Annotated in this window: 13 protein-coding genes and 5 pseudogenes; 7 read left to right on the plus strand and 11 right to left on the minus strand. The window is 70.3% G+C overall.

Annotated elements, in window-relative coordinates; genetic code table 11:
- Positions 1 to 89: 89 nt before the first annotated feature.
- Positions 90 to 443 (plus strand): annotated as a pseudogene (locus tag ACFY32_RS32310) (His/Gly/Thr/Pro-type tRNA ligase C-terminal domain-containing protein); the annotation flags it as partial.
- A 12-nt stretch (positions 444 to 455) separates the two neighbouring features.
- On the opposite strand, the pseudogene ACFY32_RS32315 reads toward ACFY32_RS32310, so the two are convergent.
- The 3 genes and pseudogenes from ACFY32_RS32315 to ACFY32_RS32325 all read right to left on the minus strand — a co-directional run.
- Positions 456 to 575 (minus strand): annotated as a pseudogene (locus ACFY32_RS32315) (site-specific integrase); the annotation flags it as partial.
- 478 nt (positions 576 to 1053) lie between these two features.
- Positions 1054 to 1335 carry a hypothetical protein gene (locus ACFY32_RS32320; RefSeq protein WP_390676171.1) on the minus strand — a complete coding sequence of 94 codons (282 nt, stop codon included), beginning with the start codon at positions 1333 to 1335 and terminating at the stop codon, positions 1054 to 1056.
- A gap of 151 nt (positions 1336 to 1486) precedes the next feature.
- Complete coding sequence (locus tag ACFY32_RS32325) at positions 1487 to 1663, minus strand: hypothetical protein (RefSeq protein ID WP_390676172.1); 177 nt, start codon at positions 1661 to 1663, stop codon at positions 1487 to 1489.
- Positions 1664 to 1805: 142 nt separating this feature from the next.
- Here ACFY32_RS32325 and ACFY32_RS32330 point away from each other — a divergent pair.
- The 3 genes and pseudogenes from ACFY32_RS32330 (at position 1806) to ACFY32_RS32340 (ending at position 5362) form a co-directional block, all read left to right on the plus strand.
- Positions 1806 to 2612 (plus strand): annotated as a pseudogene (locus tag ACFY32_RS32330) (IS5 family transposase).
- An 830-nt stretch (positions 2613 to 3442) separates the two neighbouring features.
- Positions 3443 to 3746 (plus strand): annotated as a pseudogene (locus ACFY32_RS32335) (IS701 family transposase); the annotation flags it as partial.
- Between the two features lie 461 nt (positions 3747 to 4207).
- On the plus strand, positions 4208 to 5362 hold the full coding sequence (locus tag ACFY32_RS32340; RefSeq protein WP_390676173.1) for an IS630 family transposase: 1155 nt from the start codon (positions 4208 to 4210) through the stop codon (positions 5360 to 5362).
- On the opposite strand, the gene ACFY32_RS32345 is transcribed toward ACFY32_RS32340, so the two are convergent.
- From ACFY32_RS32345 to ACFY32_RS32380, 8 genes and pseudogenes are all read right to left on the minus strand, one after another.
- Positions 5359 to 6000: a hypothetical protein gene (locus ACFY32_RS32345; protein ID WP_390676174.1), complete on the minus strand. Its 642-nt coding sequence runs from the start codon at positions 5998 to 6000 to the stop codon at positions 5359 to 5361. The two genes, ACFY32_RS32340 and ACFY32_RS32345, sit on opposite strands and share 4 nt — an antisense overlap.
- An 80-nt stretch (positions 6001 to 6080) precedes the next feature.
- The gene (locus ACFY32_RS32350; protein WP_390676175.1) at positions 6081 to 7208 is read right to left on the minus strand and encodes an SGNH/GDSL hydrolase family protein; all 1128 of its coding nucleotides are present in this window, start codon (positions 7206 to 7208) and stop codon (positions 6081 to 6083) included.
- A 1085-nt stretch (positions 7209 to 8293) separates the two neighbouring features.
- The gene (locus ACFY32_RS32355; RefSeq protein ID WP_359198698.1) at positions 8294 to 8476 is read right to left on the minus strand and encodes a hypothetical protein; all 183 of its coding nucleotides are present in this window, start codon (positions 8474 to 8476) and stop codon (positions 8294 to 8296) included.
- Positions 8477 to 8608: 132 nt separating this feature from the next.
- Positions 8609 to 9386, minus strand: a pseudogene (locus ACFY32_RS32360) (IS5 family transposase).
- Positions 9387 to 10515: 1129 nt separating this feature from the next.
- Positions 10516 to 13722, minus strand: coding sequence for a M20/M25/M40 family metallo-hydrolase (locus tag ACFY32_RS32365; protein ID WP_390676176.1), 3207 nt, complete (start codon positions 13720 to 13722; stop codon positions 10516 to 10518).
- 238 nt (positions 13723 to 13960) lie between these two features.
- Complete coding sequence (locus ACFY32_RS32370; protein WP_390676177.1) at positions 13961 to 15367, minus strand: multiprotein-bridging factor 1 family protein; 1407 nt, start codon at positions 15365 to 15367, stop codon at positions 13961 to 13963.
- Positions 15368 to 15519: 152 nt separating this feature from the next.
- On the minus strand, positions 15520 to 15981 hold the full coding sequence (locus ACFY32_RS32375; RefSeq protein ID WP_390676178.1) for a hypothetical protein: 462 nt from the start codon (positions 15979 to 15981) through the stop codon (positions 15520 to 15522).
- A gap of 718 nt (positions 15982 to 16699) precedes the next feature.
- On the minus strand, positions 16700 to 17464 hold the full coding sequence (locus ACFY32_RS32380; RefSeq protein ID WP_359198704.1) for a hypothetical protein: 765 nt from the start codon (positions 17462 to 17464) through the stop codon (positions 16700 to 16702).
- A gap of 1506 nt (positions 17465 to 18970) precedes the next feature.
- Here ACFY32_RS32380 and ACFY32_RS32385 point away from each other — a divergent pair.
- From ACFY32_RS32385 to ACFY32_RS32395, 3 genes are read left to right on the plus strand one after another with little or no spacing between them, the layout of a single operon-like run.
- Positions 18971 to 19891 (plus strand): hypothetical protein, encoded by a 921-nt coding sequence (locus ACFY32_RS32385; protein WP_390676179.1) that lies wholly within the window; start codon positions 18971 to 18973, stop codon positions 19889 to 19891.
- On the plus strand, positions 19888 to 21576 hold the full coding sequence (locus ACFY32_RS32390) for an AMP-binding protein (RefSeq protein WP_359198708.1): 1689 nt from the start codon (positions 19888 to 19890) through the stop codon (positions 21574 to 21576). The genes ACFY32_RS32385 and ACFY32_RS32390 overlap by 4 nt, the downstream gene beginning before the upstream one ends.
- Positions 21573 to 21845, plus strand: a complete 273-nt coding sequence (locus ACFY32_RS32395) for an acyl carrier protein (RefSeq protein WP_359198711.1) — start codon at positions 21573 to 21575, stop codon at positions 21843 to 21845. The genes ACFY32_RS32390 and ACFY32_RS32395 overlap by 4 nt, the downstream gene beginning before the upstream one ends.
- Position 21846 lies beyond the last annotated feature (1 nt).

Raw genomic sequence — 21846 nt, forward strand, 5'->3', positions numbered from 1 at the left:
TCGCCGTGGATGTGGCCGGCCATCCATGCGTTGACGGCCACGTTGATGATGACCGCGTACAGGTCGCCGCCGGTCTGCGCCAGGGAGTCCGGCACGGCGGCGCCTTCCCCGCCTGGCTCGCCCCCACTCAGCTCGTCATTCTCCCGATATCCGACACCGAACTGCCGAACGCCGCAGCCCTCGCCCAACGCTGCACCCGTCTCGGACTGCGTGCCCAGATCGCGGGACCGGACCGCGGCAGCCTGGGCACCCGAATCCGAGAAGCCCGCCTGGTTCCCTACCAAGCCGTCATCGGCGCCAAGGAGGCCGCTGACGATCACGTCGCACTGCGCTTGCGTGATGGACGCCGACTCGACCCGCAGCCGGTCAGCGACGCACTGACCCGCATCAGCGCCTTCATCGGTGACCACAGCACCGAACTGTGGGCCCACGCCACCTCATAGCAGGCGTCGCGATCAGCGTCTGCTGTCGCCCGGCGCGAGGAGGCTGGTGATCTCAGCGATGGCGTCGGGCGAGGGCTTGAAGTAGCGGCGGACGTTCTCCGGCTTCTTGTGTCTCGACTTGGCCATCAGCATCGGAGACCCGCCGGACGCACGCCATGGCGGTACGGGCCTTCGCCTTGCACGGCAGCGCCGAGCAGTTGCAGGCCTTCCGGGCGGGCCCTGGACGTTCCCGAGCAGGGCGGACACGGCTACGGCCGACAGGACGTGGTTGCCGGGCGAGCGCTGGTCGAGGAGCTTCAGATGGCCTGCTGGCGGCAGGGGGTGCTGTACCTGGAGATCGCGCCCTCACGGCTCCCGGACCGGGCGGCGGCCCGCGTCCTGGCGGCAGCGCTCGGCGAGGACCCGCAGAGATTAACCACCGTGGAGCGCGTCGAGATGCGCCAGTACGCGATCACGGGTGACTTCCAGGCGTACGAGGAATGGGAGAGCCGGGCCCTGGCCAGGGCCTAACACACAGGTGATGGCAGCGTCCCGAGGCGTCCGACCGGCTCTCCACCCGCTTGCCCCGGCCGCTGCGACCGCGGTCGGAGGGCAGGCGGGATCCGACGGCTCAGAACTCTCCCGGCACGCGTAGGGTCACCCTCCAGCGGCCCGGCGCCGAATCCTCGGCCGCGGTCGCGCTCGCGCCCCGCAGGTCGTCCTCGTAGTCGTTGGCGATGTAGGCGAGCAGGCGCAGCTCGGCTTCCTCGGCGGTGCCGGCGTCGAGGGCAAAGTCGGCGACCGCGACCGGCCGCCCTTCGGAAGGCCGCTCGATCCCCCGGTCGGGGAGCTTCTCGGCGTCCCACCGGTTCTCGGGGACGGCGGGGAGGCTGGTGGGGTACGTGGTGGGCACGGTTCTCCTCGGTGTGCGGGGTCAGGCCGCCAGCCCGAGGGCGGCGGTGGGGTTCTGGTCCCAGGTCAGCTTCTTCTTGCGGTAGCGTCGAACGCGGCGGAGCGCGGCGAGTGCCGGGAGTGGGCAGCGACGCCGTCGGGCGCCGGGCCGGTCACCGGGAGCCGCCGCGGGCGAGGGCGTGCAGCGCGGCGAAGTTGCCGTCGGTGAGCGCGCCGCCGTCCGGCCGGGCGTAGGTGACCTCGCGGCGCACCGCGGTCACCGTCACCGGGAACAGCGTCTGCTGGCCCGGTCCCGTGGGCACCTGCTCCTGCGGGATCTCCCCCGTCATCTTCTCCCCCTGCGCTCTCGGGTCGTCCTGGCGAAGTCGTTGCGTCCGCCGGATGCCCGTTGACGCGTGTTGTCGTGTCCGCGTTTCTGATTCCGACTGAGACGCCATTTCACTTGGCGTGATCTTGCGGCAATCTGGGGTGATGACTGCTGCGCTTGTCGAGCGGATGGCGCCGGAAGACTTGTGGTCCCTGTTCCAGCGGGTGGTGCCGCCGGCGCCGGTTCGCCCGCAGGGTGGAGGGCATCGTCGGCGAGGGGACCGCGAGGTGCTGGCCGCCATCATCTTCGTGGCCACCTCGGGCTGCACCTGGAACCAACTGCCACCGGGCTTCGGCCTGTCGGGCGTGACGGCCTTCCGGCGGTTCACCGAGTGGACCGAGGCCCGGGTGTGGGCCAAGCTCCACCGCCTGGTCCTGGACGAACTCGGCGCCCGGGGTGAGCTGGACTGGTCGCGGTGCGCGATCGACTCCGTCAGTGTCCGGGCCCTCAAAGGGGGCAACTGACGGGACCGAATCCGACCGACCGCGGCAAGAAGGGATCGAAAATCCACCTCATCGTCGACCGCCAGGGCCTGCCCCTCGATCGGCGTCTCCGCCGCCAACCTCCACGACAGCCAGGCCCTCATCCCGCTGGTCCGCGGCATCCCGCCCATCCGCTCCCGTCGCGGCCCGCGACGTCGGCGTCCCGGCAAGCTGCACGGTGACAAGGGTTACGACTACCGGCACCTGCGGCGGTGGCTCTCTTCCCGCGGCATCCGGCACCGCCTCGCCCGTAAGGGTATCGAGTCATCCCGGCACCTGGGCCGGCACCGCTGGGTCGTGGAGCGGACCATGTCCTGGCTGTCCGGCTGCCGCCGCCTGCACCGTCGCTACGAGCGCAAGCCGGAACACTTCCTCGCCTTCACCGCCATCGCCGCAACCCTCATATGTCACCGCCGTCTGGCCAAGTGAAATGGCGTCTAAGGAAAGCCACTTCCTGGACAGCGCCGGGCCGACTGCTGTCCCGCTTCCGCCGGTGTTGTCCGTCCCCGGATCACCGCCACCATGGCCGCCGCGGGCAGCCATTCGTCGTCGCGTCTTCACCGCAACCCCCCGCCCTTGTCCGGTGCGGTGAGGGTAGGGCAGCTTGCACCGGATACGGGAGCCCCTACAGGTCAGTCACAGGCCGGGCCAATCAGGATCCTCCTCAGCGGTCGGCAGCGGACGGTGCCCCTCCGACCAGGCATTCGACCAGCCGCAGTTCCCGCAGGAGTAGCGCCCGTTGATCCCGTGGATCTCCGTGCCGCACCGTCCGCACAACGTACGGGTGATCTCCTGTCCCTCGAGGAACGCCGCCGCAGCCTCTGCGGACTCCGCCGCGCTCGCGCACTCCGCGGCCGCCGCGGTCTCCTGGTCGGACTGTCGTTTCCTGTTCACCGTGTCGACCCTACGCGTGGTCCCGGGGTGCTTCGGGAGATCGGGCCGCACTGCGGGCACGACCACGATCCGTCCGGGCCCTGCTGGGCCTGGCCTCCGCAGTTCGGACAGTTCACGGCTTCCCCCCTCGACCGGTCCGGGTGTTGACGGTCCCAGGGTCCTCCTGGTGCCCGGTCGGGCGGTAGACGGCACGAAGCCATGTTTGACGCATGGCAATGCCATGCTGTGTGCGGTTCGCGCGGGTGACCCACCTCCGGTTCCGGGCGTGTCGTCCAGGCGGGCCGCTACGAAGACCCCAAGGACGCTCGGGATCTTCGTAGAGACACCAGCTTCCATGCGTTTCGCCCGTTCTGCGGCCACTACCCTTGCCGCCCTGCTCCTACCCGTACCACCTTGCTGATGTCAGGTTGTGGGCAGGCGAACTGGAAGCTGTGCATGAGCAGTTCGTGCCGTTTCAGCAGGTCAGAGCTGCGTTAGTCGGCACTGGCTCATATGCGGGGACTGATTGCTCCGCAGCAGCGGAACAACGGCTGGACGCTGGCGGAGGAAGCCGGCCACGCGGGCCCGGACCGCATCCACCGGATGCTGAACCCGATCGAGTGGGACGCCGATGAGGTCCTCGACGACGTGCGCCAGCACGTGGCCAGCAACCTCGGCGACCCAGGCGCCGTACCGCCGAACGCGGGTGAACCCGACGGGAGCGGGGCTGGAGGAGCTGAATCAGGAAGGGCCAGCGTTACAGAACGGAGTGACGGCGGCGCCCATGTACCGGCTACCGAGGGGTGCGACCTGCGGAGACTGCTCAGCGTTACCGACTACCTCGCTGATGCTGTCGGGGATCTTGTTTCCGGTGGGCGGCAACGGGACGGGTATCGCCCAGGTTCCTCGCCGTGTCCAAGATTCCCGACATCATCAAGCCAAGGGCAGCCTGCGACAGCAGGTGCCGACCCGGCCCGCAGCCGGTGCGGAGGCGGTCGGCGGACAGAACAGTTCGCGTTCCGTGCGCAACGAGTTGTACGGCTTCGGCGTGGCCGTGGCATATCTAGTGCTCTGACCACATTGGTTCGCCGGGTTGGTGGTCGGGGCGGTTGGATGTTGCGTGACGTTCCGATCCGAGTGCTGGGGGTGCGGTGGCTGAGCCTGTCCGCGTGCGCAGGTTGACCGACCAGGAGGGGCAGAAACTGCAGCAGATCGTGCGCCGGGGCAGCACCAGTTCGGTCCGCTTCCGGCGCGCGATGATGCTGCTGGCGTCGGCCGGCGAGAACCGGGGCCCGGTTATCGCCCAACTGGTGCAGGCCGACGAGGACACCGTCCGGGATGTGATCCACTGGTTCAACGAGATCGGCCTGGCCTGTCTGGACCCTCGGTGGGCGGGAGGCCGTCCCCGCCTGCTCAGTCCTGACGACGAGGACTTCGTTGTTCAGACGGCCACCACCCGCCCGACCAAGCTCGGCCAGCCCTTCACTCGCTGGTCCATCCGTAAACTGCTGGCCCACCTGCGGAAAGTCCATGGGCGGGTCATCCGCATCGGCCGCGAGGCGTTACGCCGTCTGCTCGCCCGCCGCGGCATCACCTTCCAGCGCACCAAGACGTGGAAGGAGTCCCCGGATCCCGACCGCGAGGCAAAGCTGGACCGGATCGAGGAGATCCTGGACCGCTTCCCGGACCGGGTCTTCGCGTTCGACGAGTTCGGCCCGCTCGGCATCCGCCCCACCGGCGGTGCGGGCTGGGCCCCGGCCAGTCACCCCGAGCGGCACCCGGCGACCTACCACCGCACGCATGGCGTCAGGTACTTCCACGGCTGCTATTCGGTCGGTGACGACACGCTCTGGGGCGTCAACCGTCGGAAGAAGGGCGCCGCGAACACGCTGGCCGCGCTCACATCGGTCCGGGCCGCCCGACCGGACGGCGCCCCCATCTACGTCATCCTGGACAACTTGTCGGCCCACAAGGGCGAGACGATCCGCCGCTGGGCGAAGAAGAACCGCGTCGAGCTGTGCTTCACGCCGACATACGCGTCCTGGGCCAACCCAATCGAGGCGCACTTCGGGCCGCTGCGGCAGTTCACCATCGCCAACTCCAACCACCGCAACCACACCGTGCAGACTCGGGCCCTGCACGCCTATCTGCGCTGGCGCAACGCGAATGCCCGTCACCCCGACGTGCTGGCAGCCCAGCGCCGCGAGCGCGCTCGCATCCGCAGCGAGAAGGGCATCCGTTGGGGCGGACGTCCCCTCGCCGATGCCGCTTCACCAGCCCGGCGACCGTGCCCGGCTGGGTCCTAGCAGTAGCCGTCCGCCCTGGCGCCGGCTGGAGCGAGGTTGGGCCAAGGATGTCCTGCTCTGTCGGAGGCAGCGGACCGTAGGATGTCAAGAATCGTGCCCCCCGGGTAGCCTCGAAAACTCGCGTAGGTGCCCCGGAAGTAGCAGCTCCAGTAGCTCACGACCCGCCGTTGAGTGCGCGCGAAGAAGGCAGGGTTGTCCACGATGAACTGCCCGTAAGCGAGGCGGCCGCAGGTGCCGGGCGTGGCGAGATCACGGAGCTCATCGCAGATGACGACCAGGATCTCCAAGACGTACTCGCCGACCAGCTGCACGACGAAGGGGACGACCCACGGGTCCGTGGAACCAACGACCTTCTCCAGGTGACGCTGCCTGACCGCCCCGTCGCAGTGCCTTGAGTACAGGCAGTGCAGAAGCTGCTGTTGGCGCGACGAAAGCGACGCCACCCTGACAGTTGACGGCTCGTCGTTGTAGAGGCGCCCGGGGATCAAAACCTGCTGGCCCTCTACAACGACCGAGAACGCGGCATGCGGCTGGAGCCGAGAATCAGGCATCACCGCCAGGACTGCCTCGGCATCGCTTGCAAGCTCGGCTGGGAACGCCTTGATCAACAGATTGCTGCGGTCGGAAAGCGGCTGCACGAGCCGAGCATAGGCGGATCCCTCGCCAGGTAGCTGGCATTAATGGCCCCACACCCGCCCAACCCGGCGAAGGTATGCGGTCAGAGCACTAGGTACTGGTCGAGCAGCCCGGAGATGACATGGTGGTCGTGGAGCGAGGGGTGCCAGTCGCAGCCGAGCCGGTCCAGGCCAGGATCGTCGTAGTACCAGTAGCCGACCCGGTCGTCCCCCCGCGCGTTGCGGTCCCTGACGATGCCCTCGACGGTGTCGGCGAAGGCGGTTGCGGACACCGCGGTGGCACTGACCACCAGGAACGTCCTGCTTCCGTAGCGGACCCGCAGCTTGTCGAGGAAGCCGTGGTAGGCGCTCGCGTAAGCGGCGATCAGCTCGCTCTGGGTGGCCCACGGCTCGCCCGGGTGGAGCGGGGTCGAGAAGTCGTTGATGCCGAGGCCGATGACGACGACCTGCGGCCGCCAGCCGCGCGGCTTGTGCCAGACGTCGCCGGCAACGTTCAACAGGGCGCGGTCGTAGTAGGTGCGGTAATCGGTGCCCGGGTCGCCGCCGTTGTAGTTGCGGACCATGCCGCGGCCGGAGAACGCGTTCTGCTGGTAGTCGGCATCGAGTTTGCGTGCGGTGAGGGGACCGAAGGCGAGATCCGCGTTGCTGTTCCTGTCGACCCCTCCGTTGGCCGAGCAGTCGCGCGTGCTCGAGATGTTGCCGTACCCGGCGGTGAAGGAATCGCCGATGAACTCGATCTGCCTGCTGCGCGCCGCCGGGGCGGGGAGGACCCTTCCTCCCCTGGCGGCGACGAACCCGCCGAAACGGCCGGCGGCCCACGCGCTCTCCGTCCGCTTGACGAGCCGCACGGTGTGCTCGGTGTCGGCGAGGCCCTTGACCCAGGAAGTCGTGCGCCCGGGAGTCACCAGGGTGCTGACGGTCGCCCCGTCGATCTGGACGTCGTAGTCGTTGACGGAGTCGTCGAGCACGATCCCGACGCCGGTGCCGCGGAACCGGCCTTCGAAGACGATGCCGGGCCAGGTGTACTGCACCGAGCCGTCGGCTGCCTTCTTCACCCGGCCCACCGTCCGGAACCCGGCGAAGGCGGCGGACGGCACGGAGCCATGGATGCCGCCGGACGCTTGGGAGGGAGCGGCGGCGACGCCCGCGGTGACGCCCGCGGCGGCGGCCGTGAGCAGTGCCCGCCGGGAGAGATGGGGAGCGGTGCGCATGAGCGGTCCTTCCGGTGTCGGGAGATCTGCACGTGCGGTGGAGCGGGAGCGCTCCCATCATGCTCGTGCCGACGCGGTACGGGGAGTGGCCGATGGCGACGGATACGCGGCCGGCACCTCACCGCACTCCTCCCCCGCTTCCAGCCCCACCAGGACGCCGAAGGCGTCGGGCGGACTCCTCCACCACGTCCGCACGTGACCACCCCGAATCCCGGCAGCCACTCTCAGTCCCGCCGGCCCGGCAGGTGTTGAACGGCCTCCGCCCGGTGCGCACCCCGGTGTGTGCCGGAGCCGCTCCTTCGACTTGTTCCGACCCGGGGCGCTCGGTGCGGACCGTGGTGGACTGGCTGCGCCTTCGCGTGGTGGACGACTCGGCGGCCGGGCAGATGCCCCAGATTGTGGAGGCTGCTGCCAGATTCCACGAGCGGCTCGGGCACCTGAAGTGCCCGTCGCGTGGGAGGTCGACGGTATCCGGCTCGCGGTGGACCCGGACAGACTGCGCCACATGGCGCGTGCGGACAGCGCGGTCTGGAGGGGCTGGCCAGGCGTCTGGACGGTGACGGAGAGACTGCGGGGGCGCGATATCTCGCACCCGATCCTCGGGTGCATCCCGATCTCGTCCGCGACCTGCGGCGGAAGCCAGATGTCGAGGCGCAGGAAACAGGATGAGACCTGGGGCGGCGAGAGCTAACGCCGCGCTGACGGTGTGTCAGGCATGCGCGTGACGTGGTGCAGTCGCCTTGCGTGATGCGGCATGGTGCGCGGAACGTCGCGGCGGGACTGCGCTCTGAAGGCGCTGCAGCCACAGGGAGGCTGTCAGCAGGAGGCCGCTGAAGACGGCCAGAAGGAGGCCGGACACCCACATCTGTCGGCTGCCGGGCAACTGCCAGACGGTCCAGGCGGTCAGCACCGCCCACAAAAGGACGCCCCCCGCATAGAAGGTGCGGACCCGGCGCATCTGCCGCACGGCCCGCAGAGACATGACGCGATCAGTTGTGGATGTCATGACGACCCGTGTACCCCGGTGCACGCTGTTCAACGGAATAGCGTGCACCGGGTTCGCCTCCTCCGGCCACCTCTCATGCCTACTGCTGAGTGCGTTCTTCGAAGTCGCGTCGTACTGCCGCGCCTTGGTCCTCGACCAGGCTTGCTTCGTCGGGGAGGTCCAGGACGGCGCCGCAGTGGTTGCACAATCTGCCGTCCTCGGCCGGCGTGCCGCACGCCTTGCAGAACCGATTGCCCTCGGCGCTTCCAACGGTCTGTGTCATGACTCTTTCCTGCAGGGTAGATGGTTACAGACGGGAAGTACCCCTGGTCTCTGCGTTGACTCCCTGCCGGTTCGCTTCATTTCGTACGTGCGATAGGCCCTGGAGTTACAACGGCTAACACCACGAGCCGAGTTATCGGTGGGTGATCAGGAAGCAGGCGAGTTCGAGGAACGCTTCGTGGATGTCAGCCCGTCGTTCCCAGCGGGTCCGCAGTCGTCGGAAGCCGTGCAGCCAGACGAAGCTGCGCTCGACCACCCACCGGTAGGTACCCAGTCCGGCGCCATGGCGTGTGCCGCGCCGGGCGATCGCGGGCAGGGGGCCTCAGTCGCGGACCTGGTCGCGGTAGATGTCGTGGTCGTAGCCCCGGTCGGCGAACTGCGCGTCGGGCTCGCGGCGCGGACGGCCCACCCGGCCGTGGACCGGTGGAATCGCATCGAACAGGGGCAGCAGTTGGGTGACATCGTTGCGGCTGCCCCCGGTCAACAGGACCGCGAGGGGTGTGCCATGCCCGTCGGTGATCAGGTGGTGCTTCGAGCCCGCCCGTCTGCGGTCGACCGGCGAACGCCCGTGTGCTGCCCCCCTTAGGGCCCTGACGTGGGAGGAGTCGACCACGCAGCGGGACCAGTCCAGTCGCGATGCCGCGTTTAGCTCTGCGAGCAGAACTTCATGAAGTCGCTGCCAGACGCCAGCCTCGTTCCAGTCCCGCAGCCGCCACCATCTGGTCATGCCCGAGCCGAAACTCAGCTCCCAGGGCAGGTATTCCCACTGGATGCCGGTGTGCAGCACGTACAGAATCCTGCACAACACCTCCCGGTCCGGCAGCAGCTTGCCACCCGGATACCGAAAACACCACTCACGCTGCGGAAGCAGCGGCTCCAAGCGGCCACAGCCCATCCGGCTGGGACGGCACGACAGGCCGAGTCCTCCTGGCCCACGTTACGGACACCAACGCAATGCAGTGTTGTTGCTCAGGAGGGATACCGGCACTCCCGCACTCGGTAAAACCGACTTCGATCACATGGTCCGGCTCGGATGGGTCCGCTCACCGCAGTCCAGCAAAGGCGCACGGTGGAGAAGGGCCGGCGCTCTCCGCTCGCGGCGCTGCGCCCGGAGCCTGCGCCAGCGTAGTCCTGCCGCGGGTGCAGCCCTCCGTAACCCGGCCCGTGGCCGCCCCGACTACGAAGGGCATTATCAGGACCGTCGGCGAAACCGGCCGCGGCTCCGTCCCGGCCCTTGGTCGTCATCGAGTTCCGGCGGTGCAGCACGGCCTGGAAGCAGGCTGATTCCTCGCGGGCGACGTCGTCCGCGAGGCGGTGCCGCACACCGGCACACCCCCGTCCTTCGAGACCGTCCGGTGCACAATGGTCCCTCCCAGTGCTGGTCGGCGAACGTCCGCCCTCACCGCTTGCACACCGGCCTCCGTGTCTCCCTCTCAGCGGCACTGCGCCGCTCCCCCTGCACGGCAGCGCGGGCTTCCTGCTGGCGGAAGAGTCTGCTGTCCCTTGATGGCCAGGCGCTCCGGGGGGCTGGTTGTGCTGGTCGTCCGAGCCCGGTGTGGTTCGGTCAGGGACCCACCCAGCTCCGCATGATTCACGAGCGGATCATGCCCGCGTTCGCCTGACCGGGGCGTCCTGAGCGGGGTTTCCTGCCGCGGCTTCCTCAGCGGTCCTCCTGCGGGGTCTCCCGACCGGGCTGTCGGCCGGGTCGTCGCCCACAGGTTCGCCTGCTGGCTGCGGTCCGTTCCCGCAGCCTGACCGGGGCTTCGCGTTCACGGAGGAAGCGGCGGACGACGAACGCGGCTCCCGGCGTCGCCGACGCGGGACGTCGGCGGCCCGCTCACGTGGTCGTCGGCGCCCGTCCTCCCGAAGCGGCAACGTCGACTCCGTCACGGGCGGCGGGGAACGGGGACGGCGGTCTCGACGAATATCGCGATGACCTTCCGGCCGCGCATGACGCAGCCCCGGCCGGTCCCGTCCCACGGGGACCGGCCGGGGCCGGTGTGTGCGCTCGTGCGGGTGCGTCTTGCCGTGTGGCGACGGTCAGATGCGCTGCCACAGGGCGGGGACGTTCGGCGGCTCCCAGCCTGGGTGGGCGGTGTGGCCCTGGAGGCACCGGTAGCTGACGCCGTCGTAGGTCACGACGTCACCGGCCGCATAGGTGGCGCCCACCTTCCAGGTGGTGTCGCCGCCGTTACCGCCGGGCACGGTGAGGGTGTAGGTGGTGGTGTGGGTGGCCTCACCCGTTCCCGTGATGGTGAGGGTGTACGTGCCGCCCGGCGTGCCCGCGGCCACCTGCACGGTGGCCGTCGAGGACTGGCCGGAGGTCACCGAGGAAGGGCTGAACGACACGCTCACCCCCTCCGGAGCGCGGGACGCCGACAAGCTGATGTTCTGGGCGTTTCCGCTGGTGGTGGAGGTGGACACGGTCACCGTGGCGGACGAGCCGGGCGAGACCGTGCCGGTGGCGGGGTTGGCGGAGATCGAGAAGTCGTCGGCCGGTGCGGGTGCGTCGCCGACGGCGGTCTTCCAGATGGCGTACGCGATCCCGTCCGCGCTGCGGTTCAGCGCCGTGGCGTTGATGTTGCTGGTGGTGTCGCAGGCGGAGTGGTAGCACGAGTCGTAGGCGCGGCCCGCGGTGCCGCCCCACTTGGCCGCCTCGGCGGCGGACTTCACGGCCGAGGCGCCGGTGGCGTAGCCGGAGGTGGGGATGCCCGCCTGCTGGAAGGAGTAATCGTCGGAGCGGCCCTGGCCCTCGACGTTCTCCTGCGGGGCCAGCCCCAGGGAGTCCCAGTAGGCCTTCAGCGGTCCCGAGGCGGCCGAGTTCAGGTTGTTGACGAAGTAACCCGCGTTGGTCGAGGCGACCATGTCGAAGTTGTAGTACGCCTTGATCCGGGCGCGCTCGGTCGTGGAGAGCGAACGGGTGTAGAAGTCGGAGCCGTTCAGGCCCTGCTCCTCGTCGGTCCACCAGGCGAAACGGACCCGGTTCTTCAGGGTGGGGTTGGACTGCGCCAGAGTCAGCGCGGACTCCAGGAGCGCGGCGGAGCCGGAGCCGTTGTCGTTGATGCCGGGCCCGGCGGACACGCCGTCGAGGTGTGCGCCGAACATGTAGACGTTGTTGGCGTCGCCCTGGGGCCACTCGGCGATCAGGTTGTTGCCCGCTCCCGCGGTGCAGCCGGAGGTGCAGCTCTGCTCGGTGACCGTATAGCCCGCCGTCTGGAGCCGGCCCTTGACATAGGCGAGCGAGGCCCGGTAGCCGGCCGTGGTGGAGCGGCGGTTGCCGCCGTTCTGCGAGGCGATGGTGTTCAGCTGGGTCAGGTGTGCCTGCACCTTGGCCACGTCGACGTCCGGCGGGGTGGACGGACTGCCGCCACCGCCGCCCACCCTCAGCGAGTACTGGGCGGTGTGGGTCCTGGTACCGGCGGTGCCCGTGACCGTGATCTGGTAGGTCCCGGCGGTTGTGGCCGACGAGGTGGAGACCGTCATCGTGGAGCTGCTGCCGGAGGTGACCGTCGCCGGGCTGAAGGAGACGTTCACCCCGGCCGGGGCGCCGGAGGCGGTCAGCGAGACCTGCTGGGCGCTGCCGGAGACGGTGCTGGTGTTGACGGTGGCGCGCGCCGAGGAGCCCGCGTTGACGTCACCGGAGGTGGGGCTGAGCACCAGTGAGAAGTCGGTCTGCTCCCCGGTGCAGGCCGGGTCGCCGGTCTGCGCGGGCACGCTGATCGCGTCCCAGGCGGCCTTGGTGGAGTTGAACAGGGAGCAACTGGCGTCGAGGTTCTTCGCCGTGGTGAGGGTGGCGGTGCGGTAGCGCTTGTACGTCATGCCGCTGGTCTTGAGCAGCATGGCTCCGTAGAAGACCTTGCCCGCGTTCTGGATGCCGACGCCGGTGACGGTGGAGTTGTTGCAGGTGGGGCTGGAGGGCTTGCCGCCGCCGGGGTTGGAGCCCTCGGCCAGCAGGTAGAACCAGTGGTTGAGCGGGCCGGCCGCCGCGTGCTCCTCGGTCTGCGGGATCGACGAGGAGTAGCAGTTGGGGTTGTTGCCGACCTGGCTGGGGTTGTACATGTTGCGGATCGGGCCGCGGCCCTGGAGGTTGATCACCTCGCCGACGGTGTAGTCAGGGGTGTCGTACGGCGCCGGCTCGTTGGCGTACGCCTCGGTCAGGGTGCCCATGATGTCGCCGGTCGCCTCGCCCAGCCCGCTCTCGTGGTTGGCGCCGCCCGGGGTGAAGGAGTCCAGGCCGTGGCCGAACTCGTGGCCCACCACGTCGATCCCGGCGATCCATTCGTTCGCGCTGTTGTGGCCGATGGTGATGGTGGAGCCGTCCCAGTACGCGTTCAGCTCGTTGAGGCCGACGCGGACCGGCCAGCTGCCGCCGTTGCCGTCGTGCCCGTTGCGGCCGAGCCAGTTCTTGAGCATGTCCGATTCCTTCTGCGCGGCGAACATCGCGTCCACGCAGCCGGTTTCCTTGCTCGTGGGGTTGCCGGTGCCCCAGGTGTCGGTCGCCTTGGTGAACAGTCCGCCGCTGTAGTCCGAACACTGCAGTCCGGGCCGGGTGGTGTCGCGCAGCACGTAGGAAGAGCCCGACCGGGAGGTGTCGATGGTCAGCGGGTTCGGGCCGTTCCACTTGCTGTTGCCGCTGCCCGTGCGTACGTCGTCGTAGGCGTCGACGACCTTTCCGGTGCGCGCGTCGACGAAGACGTGCAGCCGGCTGGGGGCGTTCGCCTTGGTGCGCCCGGTCAGCACGGTCTCCCAGGCGAGGGTGGCGCGGTCGCTCCGGGCCCGCACCACCAGCCGCCGGGAGTCGACCTTCTCGGTCTTCGCGAGCCTGGCCCGGCTGGTGCGGACCGCTTGCGCGGCGCTGACCCGGGCCTTGGTGGAGAGCGAGATCCTGGCCTTGGTGGCGGACTGGACCGAGCGGACCCCGCCGTCGCCGTCGGCGAGGACGACCACGTCCCCGCCCACCACCGGCAGGCCCCGGTAGGTGCGTTCGTAGGCGACGGAGTACAGGCCCTTGACCCAGGGCGTGACCTGCCGCCGGTCGTACTGCTCCTCGGGGCCCTTGGCCAGCGTGTCGAGGCCGCTGCGTGCCGCCTGGTCGGCGGCCGCGACGGCTCTGGCGACCGGGGTCGGTCTCGGCTTGCCCGCCGGGGGCGCGGCGTGGGGCGCGGCCGAGGCGAAGGCGGCCGGCATCACCACCCCTCCCAGCGTCAGGGCCAGGGATATCCCGGCCACCGCCAGCTTTCTCAGCATCGTTGCTCCTTGTGAGAGGTCGTGTGGCTCACCCGGCCCTCCGATAGGCATGCTCATGCCAATCAAAGGGTCGGTGTCCGCGGTACGTCGGTGTCTCCGCCCGCCCCGCGCCGGGTGGCATGCCACGCCACCGGGCTGGCCGAACCCTCACACCGCCCCGCGCCCGGGTCAACGGGCCGCGGTCCCGCCGTCCCGCCCTGGCAAAAACCGGCACAGGCCCGGGGGCGGCGGGACGCGCTCAGATCCCCGGAACCGGCAGCCGCTCCCGGTACTCCCTGACCTCCGGTACGTCACCCCAGCGGGCGAGCAGTCTGCCGTGCAGCCCGCGCAACTCGGCGTTGATCACCAACTCGCGCGAGGACACCGCCTCGTCGAGCACCGGGGCCGCCAGGGCGACCGCCGCGCCAGGGTCGCCCGCGCACGCCCAACTGTCGGCCAGACGCAGGGTGAGCAGCACCCGGGTCTCCCGCATCAGCGGCGGCAGTTGGGCACGCGACCGCGCGGTGGCGTCGACGGCACGCCGCGCCGTCACCCGGTCGCCGGTCACGGCGGCGAGGTCGCGCAGCGCCCCGCCGATCGCCGACTCCACCCTCATCTCGCCCTCGGCGCCGGACAGCCAGGGCGCCTCCAGACGGTCCTGATGGCCGAGGCGGGCGAATCCGCGCCGCGCCAGGGAGATGTGCCGTCGGCACTCGGCGGCGTCGTGGCCGAGCGCGTGCCCGCGGGCCCGGTACAGGTGGGAGAGGGTGACCACCCACCGCCGCCGGGGGTCCACCGCGCCGATGGCCTCGGCGTACGCGAGCGCCGACCCGGCGTCCCGGTCGAGCCGGACCAGGGTGCACACGTCACTGAGCAGGGTCGCCCGGCCCGGGACGTCGTGCACCGCGTCCGCCCAGCTCAGGCCGTGGCCGAACCAGGCCATGCCGATGCTGCTCTGCCCGCGCTGCATCCGCAACCGCCCGGCGACCTGGGCGTACTGCGCGGCCAGCCGGAGCTGTCCGTACGGCAGCCGGCCGGCGGAGTTCACCGCCCCCGCCCACCGCACCAGTGCCCGTAACAGCCGCTCCACCGTGGCCAGACCGTCGGACGCGCCCCGGTGCAGCGCGCCGCGGATCAGACAGGCCAGGACAGCGGTGAGCGTGTGCAGCAGCTCCGGCTCGCTGCCCGTGAGGCCGTCGAACCCGCCCTGCGGCGCGGTCAGCCCGTCCAGCAGGTGCGGTGCCCCCGCGAGGTCGGGCACCGCACAGCCCACCGTGCCGTGCAGCGGGCACGCCAGTCCCTCGGCGGGCAGCTCCGACGGCCACAGCACGGGCTCCAGCACGTCCTGGCCGGCGGGGGCTTCCCCGCCGCCCGGCACCGGGGCGAACAGCCAGGGGTCCGCCGGCGGCCGCTGCGGGCGGTACGGCGTCCCGCCCGGAGCGGCGACGACCGCGGCCAGCTCGCCGCCGGTCCCCAGGACGGAGTCGAGCCGGCCCGCGAGCCCGGCCGGCGGTTCGCGCAGCCCCGCTTCGAGCCTGCTGATGAGACTGTGGTGGTACCCCACCTTCAGTCCGAGCTGCGTCTGGGTCAGTCCGGCCTGTCTGCGCCAGGCCCGCAGCCGCCGCCCGAACTCCGCCCAGCACTCCACCGGCTGTGCCGTCTCCACGGACCTGCCCCTCCTGACGAAGGCGCCCCGCCGCCGACAGCGTGACGCCGGGTGCTCCATGTCTGCGCGGGTCGTTCGTCCGGGCCGGGCGGGCCGGCCCGCGCGCCCCGGGTGTGGTGGGCCGCGACCCGGGGAGCGCCGCGTGTCCGGGCTCAGGCCGGGCGGACTCGCGGGTCGGCCCGGACTCCCCACTCACCGGCGCCGGGCTTGTCACCGGTCACGCTCCACTCGGTACGCCAGGCGTGGCCGCCGCAGAAGACGGCGTCGCCGCTGTCGGTGTCCCTGCCCTCGCTCGTACCGCCGACGCCGACGTCCGCACAGGAGGAGGCGCCGGCGGTGTCCGGGACGCTCCGGACCGCGGCGAGTACCTTCTGGCGGCCGGTGCGGCCGCCGAGGGCCACCTGCCGGCGGAGGTCCGCGGCCAGCCGCGTGGTGCTGCCGGCGAACTCGGTGATCTTCCGGCCCCCGGTGAAGGACTGCCGGTTACCGGTGGCGTGCCGTGCCGTGTGGTGCCGGGTGAACGTCGCCGTCGAGCCGACTGGTGCCACCTGCCGGAGCTTGCCGTCGTCGTCGAGTCCGGCGTACGCGGCGTACCCGCCGCCGCAACCGGGCACCCCCTCGGGCCCCTCGACGCTCTGTACACGATCGGGCCGTGGGCGACGACGCCCTCGGCGCACTGCTGCTGCCGGCTCGTGGGCATCGTCACCCAGCCGTGGGCGCCGGCCGGGCCGGCCGGGAGGCTGACGGCGAGCAAGGGGGGACGACCGGTGCGCCGATGACGACAGCCACTCGTCTTTTCGCGCTCATGCCATGCCACGTCCTTCTCTGTACATCGAAACCGCCGCCACGGGCTCGGGGGTCGGGGAGCGCTGGTCCGGACCTGTACTGCTAGGTCTAGACCATAGCTGTGAACCGGGCACGGTCAAGAGCCCGGACGAGGCGAACCGACGCCCTGTGGAAGCACGGTGACGACCGGGACGAGTGCGTCGTCCAGGGGTCCGAGGGCGGGGCCTTGAGAAGGAGGAGGCGCCCCTCGCGCTCATGGTCGTGGTCGGCAAAGGCCCACCGGCGGGCGCCCGGGAACCCGCCCCGGGGAAGCAAAGAAGGGTGCGGTTCCTTTCGAGTGACGGCCTCGATCAAGTTGTGAGGTCATAGTCCCGCTGGTGAGTGGGGCAGGCGTCATGCCGGAAAACCATGCGTCGGGGAACCGTGCCGCGTCGGGGAACTGGGCGGGTGAGCGGACGCCGAGCTGGACGGCCGCCTCCGCGGTGCGCTGCTCGGTGACCTCCTGCAACGGGACGCGCTTTCCCTCCAGGCGGGGCCGGCAGGGGCTCACCAGCCGATGGCCAGGGCGACGAGCGCGGCGGGCACGGCCTGGATCTCGATCCACAGCCGGAGCCGGTTGTCCAGGTGCGGCCGGTAGAAAGCGATCAACGCGACCCCGAGGAGCGTCCAGAGCAGGAACGGGGCAGGCAGGATCTGCAGCCCCACCACACCGCCGACACATGCGATCGCGATCGCGAGCAGCCGGGCCCTGCCCGGCCCGATCAGCACAGGAATGCTGGCCGTCCCGTCAGCACGGTCGGCGTCCACGTCCCGCAGGTCATTCAGGACGTGCTCCGCCCCCGCGAGGAAACCGGCTGCCGCGGCCAGCCACCACAGGAGGGGCGAACCCAGCGCGTCCAGCGCGACGGCCTGGGGCAGGAAGCTGACAAAGAAGAAGGAGACCACCACATAGGGCGCCTTCACGCCGGGCAACTGCCGCAGGGCAACCCGGTTTCCGCGCCATGGAATCCACACCTTGCCATATGGCCAGAGCATCGCCACCTGCACCAAGGCCCAGGCACCGGTCGGCCGCACCGCCACCAGCGCCAGGACAGTCAGCAGTGAACAGCCCGACAGCCACGTCATGACGCGCCGGTGCCGGGCCATCCACCCGGAGCGGCCCTCCCGCACCCGTTCGGGCCCCCGGGGCAGCCGGTCGTAGGTGTAGGTGCACATCACAGTGAAGAACGCGACAGCCGCAAGAACAGGGTCAGGACGGTGCCCCAGAGCCAGCGCAGCCATGATCACCGTGCCCGCTGCGCTGAGCGCCATGGGCGCATTAGTCCACGCGAAGAACGTCGTCCAGTCCGGTGCCACTGCCGCTACCGCTGCCTTGGCCTGCCCCGGTGCTGGGCCCGGCACGAAAGGAGCCGGAGCCTGCGCAGTTGCCTGGGAGCGGTGTGCACCGTTCACCACTGATGATCCCTTCAAGAGTGTCGGCGGGCCTGCTGGATCAGAGGACCTGCGGACCTGGACACGCGGGCTCATGGCACGCCGCCCGCGTCCGCTGTACCGCGCGGCCCCAGCGGGCGGCCCTGCGGCGGCCGCGGCGGGCGTGGGCCGGACCGGGGCGATGGCCAGGGCGGCGGTGGTGAGGGCGTTGCGGACGAAGCGCACGAAGGGGGTTCCTTTCACAGGTCGCGGAACATGCCGTGACCTGCGTAACGGACCGGGGGGCGGGACACGCCCGGGAACAGCGCTCGTCTCACCCGCATGAGCGGACCGGCCGGGGGGCCGGTTCGCTGGCATCTGCTGGCAGTTTCATCTTCCGGTCCGTGTCTGCTTGCCTGGTGCACCCTCTACCGTCGTGTGCAATGTCCGGCGAGCTGAGGGTGATGATGAGCGCGCGGCAGGTCCCACCGGCCCAACTCACCGCCAAGAAGGAAGGAATCAGGTGCCGTAGGACAGTGCCGGGCAGGACCTGCGGCGGGAGCTCCATCGCGAGGGACTCAAACGCGTCGAACTCCCGGCCCCACTCGGCCAGGACCGTCTCGGCGGGTTCCGCGGTGACCGCCTGCCACCTTCCACACAGTTGGCGCAGGGCGAGCGGAACGACGCAGCCCCTGCTGGAGGCGACCCCTCGAACAGATCCAGATTCACACTGAGGTACTACCTCCCCGGACGGATGACAAAGCGTCGAAGGTGATGCGTGGTGCGACGCTGAACGTCAAGACTTGGTGCGTCGCCACGGAGGCCACAGTAGGCGAACTGCGAGCCAGGCCTCCCGATGCGATGCAGGTCAGTGCTGGAAAGCAGAAAGCGCCGAATCATTGACGTCACATCCCCACCACACGCGGCACAGGCCGGGGGCCGGGGCCCGGCCGTGATCGCGCGAGCAGTCTCGGTGGGCGTCGACCGGTCACCGTTCATGACCGAGGCGCCGCAAGACGCCGCGGGACCTTGCCCGGACGCGGCCACCACGCCTGTCTTCGGGCCCTCGGCCGGGCGGGAACGGCGGTCCGGCTGCCGCACCGTCGCCACCATGACCCGGCATGTGCACCGGCGGCCCGCCCGTCACCGGTTCCGGGCCCTGCCCGGGGCCCGGCCATCACCATCCACCCGCGCAGGAGGGCTCTTGTGAGGGTCGCCGACGACCTGTCAGTTCTCGGAACAGCCGTTGCGCTCCCCTCTCGGCGGCAGTCGGTGTCGGAGGCCATGCGCGAAGGATGGGCGGAACCGGACCACCCCATGGCGTCCGAGGACTTCTCGGTACCGGTCTGTGCGGACGAGGAGCACCTCGAACGCTTGTGTTTCCAGGCGGCAGGTGACGCTTTGGCCATGGCTCATGTGCCGGCGAAGAGCGTGGACATCCTGGTCCACGTCCGTACGATCGACGGCGGCCAGGGGTCGAGGCACGCCCCGCGCCTGGCGCGCTTGCTCGGGTGCGATCAGGCGGTGGCTCTCGGTGTGCGGCAGCTCTCCAACGGCGGCGCCATGGCCCTGCACCTGGCCACCGCTTACCTCCAGACGGATTCCGACGCCTCCGTGGCCCTGGTGGTGACCGGGGACACTCTGGCCGGGGAGCACAGACGCCGTTGGGAATCGCGCGCTGTCGGGGGCGTCCTGGGAGACGGTGCCACAGCCGTCGTGGTCGGCCGGGAGGGCGGTCACTGGCGGCTGTGTGCCCTGGCCTCCCACTCCCTCCCCCGCGCGGAGGAGGCCTACCCTCCTGATCCCGGTGTACGTGGCGAGCAGGACACTCTCGGGTCCCTGACCCTCGCGACCCTGATGCTGTCGGCGAAACTCTGCAGGCGCAGCGTCTCCGACTCCGCGGCCCGAGCTCTGGCGGAGGCCGGAGTACCCGGGCAGTCCGTCCGCACCGTTCTCGGACCACGGCTTTTCCCACAGGTCACCCGTCTGCTGATGCCCGCGACGCTCTCCCAGGAAGCGTCCGTCGAACACACGGAACTCACCTTGGAGACGGGTCACCTGTTCGCCGGGGACACGGCTGCCAACCTGCACCACCTCAACCGGTCACGCGTTGCCGCGGAGCGCGGGCACGCCCTGGTGGTGAGCCTCGGTGTGGCCGCCGCCTCCACCTCGGTGGTCCTGAGCGGCCCGTCCGTGCGGCCGGTACGCCACCCGCACGATGCCCCGCGGTCGGCGGCTCCGATCCCCGGAGCCCTGGTCCCACCGTCCGGGGTGGCTCGCCAGGCCGCACCGCCGGTTTCCGGCTCACCCGACAGGAGCACCCGTTGACCACGTCAGCCGTCACCCTGCCCGGTCTCCTCCAGCGCCTGGTCGACAGCGATGCCTCGGTGCACTTCCCGGAGCTCGACACGGTCACGCCCCACGCCGGTCTTCCCGCCGCCGCCGAGGCCACCGCTCAGGCGCTGCTGGCCGCCGGCGTCCGTGAAGGGGACATCGTGGCAGTCATGATGCCGACCGTCCCGGCCTTTCTTCCCGCCCTGTTCGGTGTGTCCTTGGCCGGCGCCGCCGTCACCGTCCCGGCCCTGCCGCCGGTTCCCGTCGCCTCGGCGAAGACGCTGGAGAAGCTGGCCGGACACCTCGACCTCGCAGGCGTGCGGCACGTGGTGACCGAGCCCGGGGCCTTGCCACTGGTCGAACGCCTGCTGAAGACCCGGCCTGATGTCACCGCGCATGTCCTGCCGACGGACGGGACGCCTCCCCCCACGCGACGGCGCGTGCCCCTGCCCGCCGACGATGGCGGTCGTACCGCTCTCGTGCAGTTCACCTCCGGAAGCACCGCGGCCCCCAAAGGCGTGCGGCTCACCCACCAGGCCCTGACCAGCGGAGTGGACGCCATCAACGTGCGCATCCGCGCACACACCGGTGACCGTCTGGTCCAGTGGGTGCCGCTCTTCCACGACATGGGGCTGATCGCACTGCTGTGCTCCCTCCACGCCCGGTGTGACGCTCACCTGTTCTCCCCTTATGGCTTCCTCCGCCGCCCCGAGCGTTTCCTGCGCCACCTGCACGACGTCCGGGGCACCATCACCACCGGCCCCGACTTCTCGTACGGCCGCCTGGCCGCCGCCGCGTCCTCGGCCTTCGGACCCGGTCGACGCGACCCGACGGCGCTCTCCTCGTGGCGACTCGCGCTCAACGGCGCCGAGACGATCCGCACCACGACACTCGACGCCTTCTCCGGAGCCTTCGCACCCCTGGGAGTCAGCGACACTGCGATGACGCCTTGTTACGGCATGGCCGAAGCCACCCTGGCGATCACCCTCGCCTCCCTCGGCGAGCCACCCCGTAGTGTCACCGTCGACCGGGGAAGTCTCACACCCGGGGCAGAGGTCCGGCTGCTGCCGCCCGGGGCCGAGGGCGCGCGGTTGGTGAGTGTCGGTGTCCCCGTACCGGGCATGGAGATGGAACTGCGTGACAGGCAGGGGAGCCCGGCGGCGGAGGGGCACGTCGGCGAGATCCATATCCGGGCAGCAGCCGTCACCAGCGGTTATCTGGGAGGGCCGACACGCACCGCGCACGAGTGGCTTCCCACCGGCGATCACGGCTTCGTCATCGACGGCGAACTCTTCGTGGCCGGCCGGGCCAAGGACATGATCACCGTACGAGGCCGCAACTTCTTCGCCGAGGATGTGGAGAGCGTCGCCCGGCGTGTGCCGGGCATCCACGGCGGCCACTGCGTGGCGGTCTCCGATCTTCTGGAGGAACGCATCACGGTGCTTGCCGAATGCGCACGCGGCGCGGAGAACGAGGAACGGCAGAGACTCGTGAAGGACATCCGCAGCGCCGTCTCCGATCACCTGGGGCTGGGGGACGTGGCCGTGGAACTGGTCGCCCCCCACGCCCTTCCCCGTACCAGCAGCGGCAAATGGCAACGTACTGCGATCCGTCAGCACGTCGAGGAACTGCGACAGCGGCCTCTGGCCCTGTCACCCGCACGGGAGGAAGGACGATGACGCGTCCCGCATCGCAGACCACGATCGAAGAGGTCACCGCCGCGGTGCGGTGCGCCCTGGCACGAGCCATGGAATGTCCTCCCGATGAGGTGGATCTCGATTGCCGTATGACGGAACTGCCCGGCATGGACTCGCTGCGGCTGGTCGAGTGCGTGCTGTCGGCCGAGGAGCAGTGGCGGATCACCCTGGGCGAGGACGCGCTCTACGACGTACGCACCGGCCGTGATTTCTGCGCCCTCGTCCTGGCCACGCTGCACGAGAACGGGTGAG

The sequence above is a fragment of the Streptomyces sp. NPDC000134 genome (genome assembly GCF_042899225.1).
GTDB lineage: Bacteria > Actinomycetota > Actinomycetes > Streptomycetales > Streptomycetaceae > Streptomyces.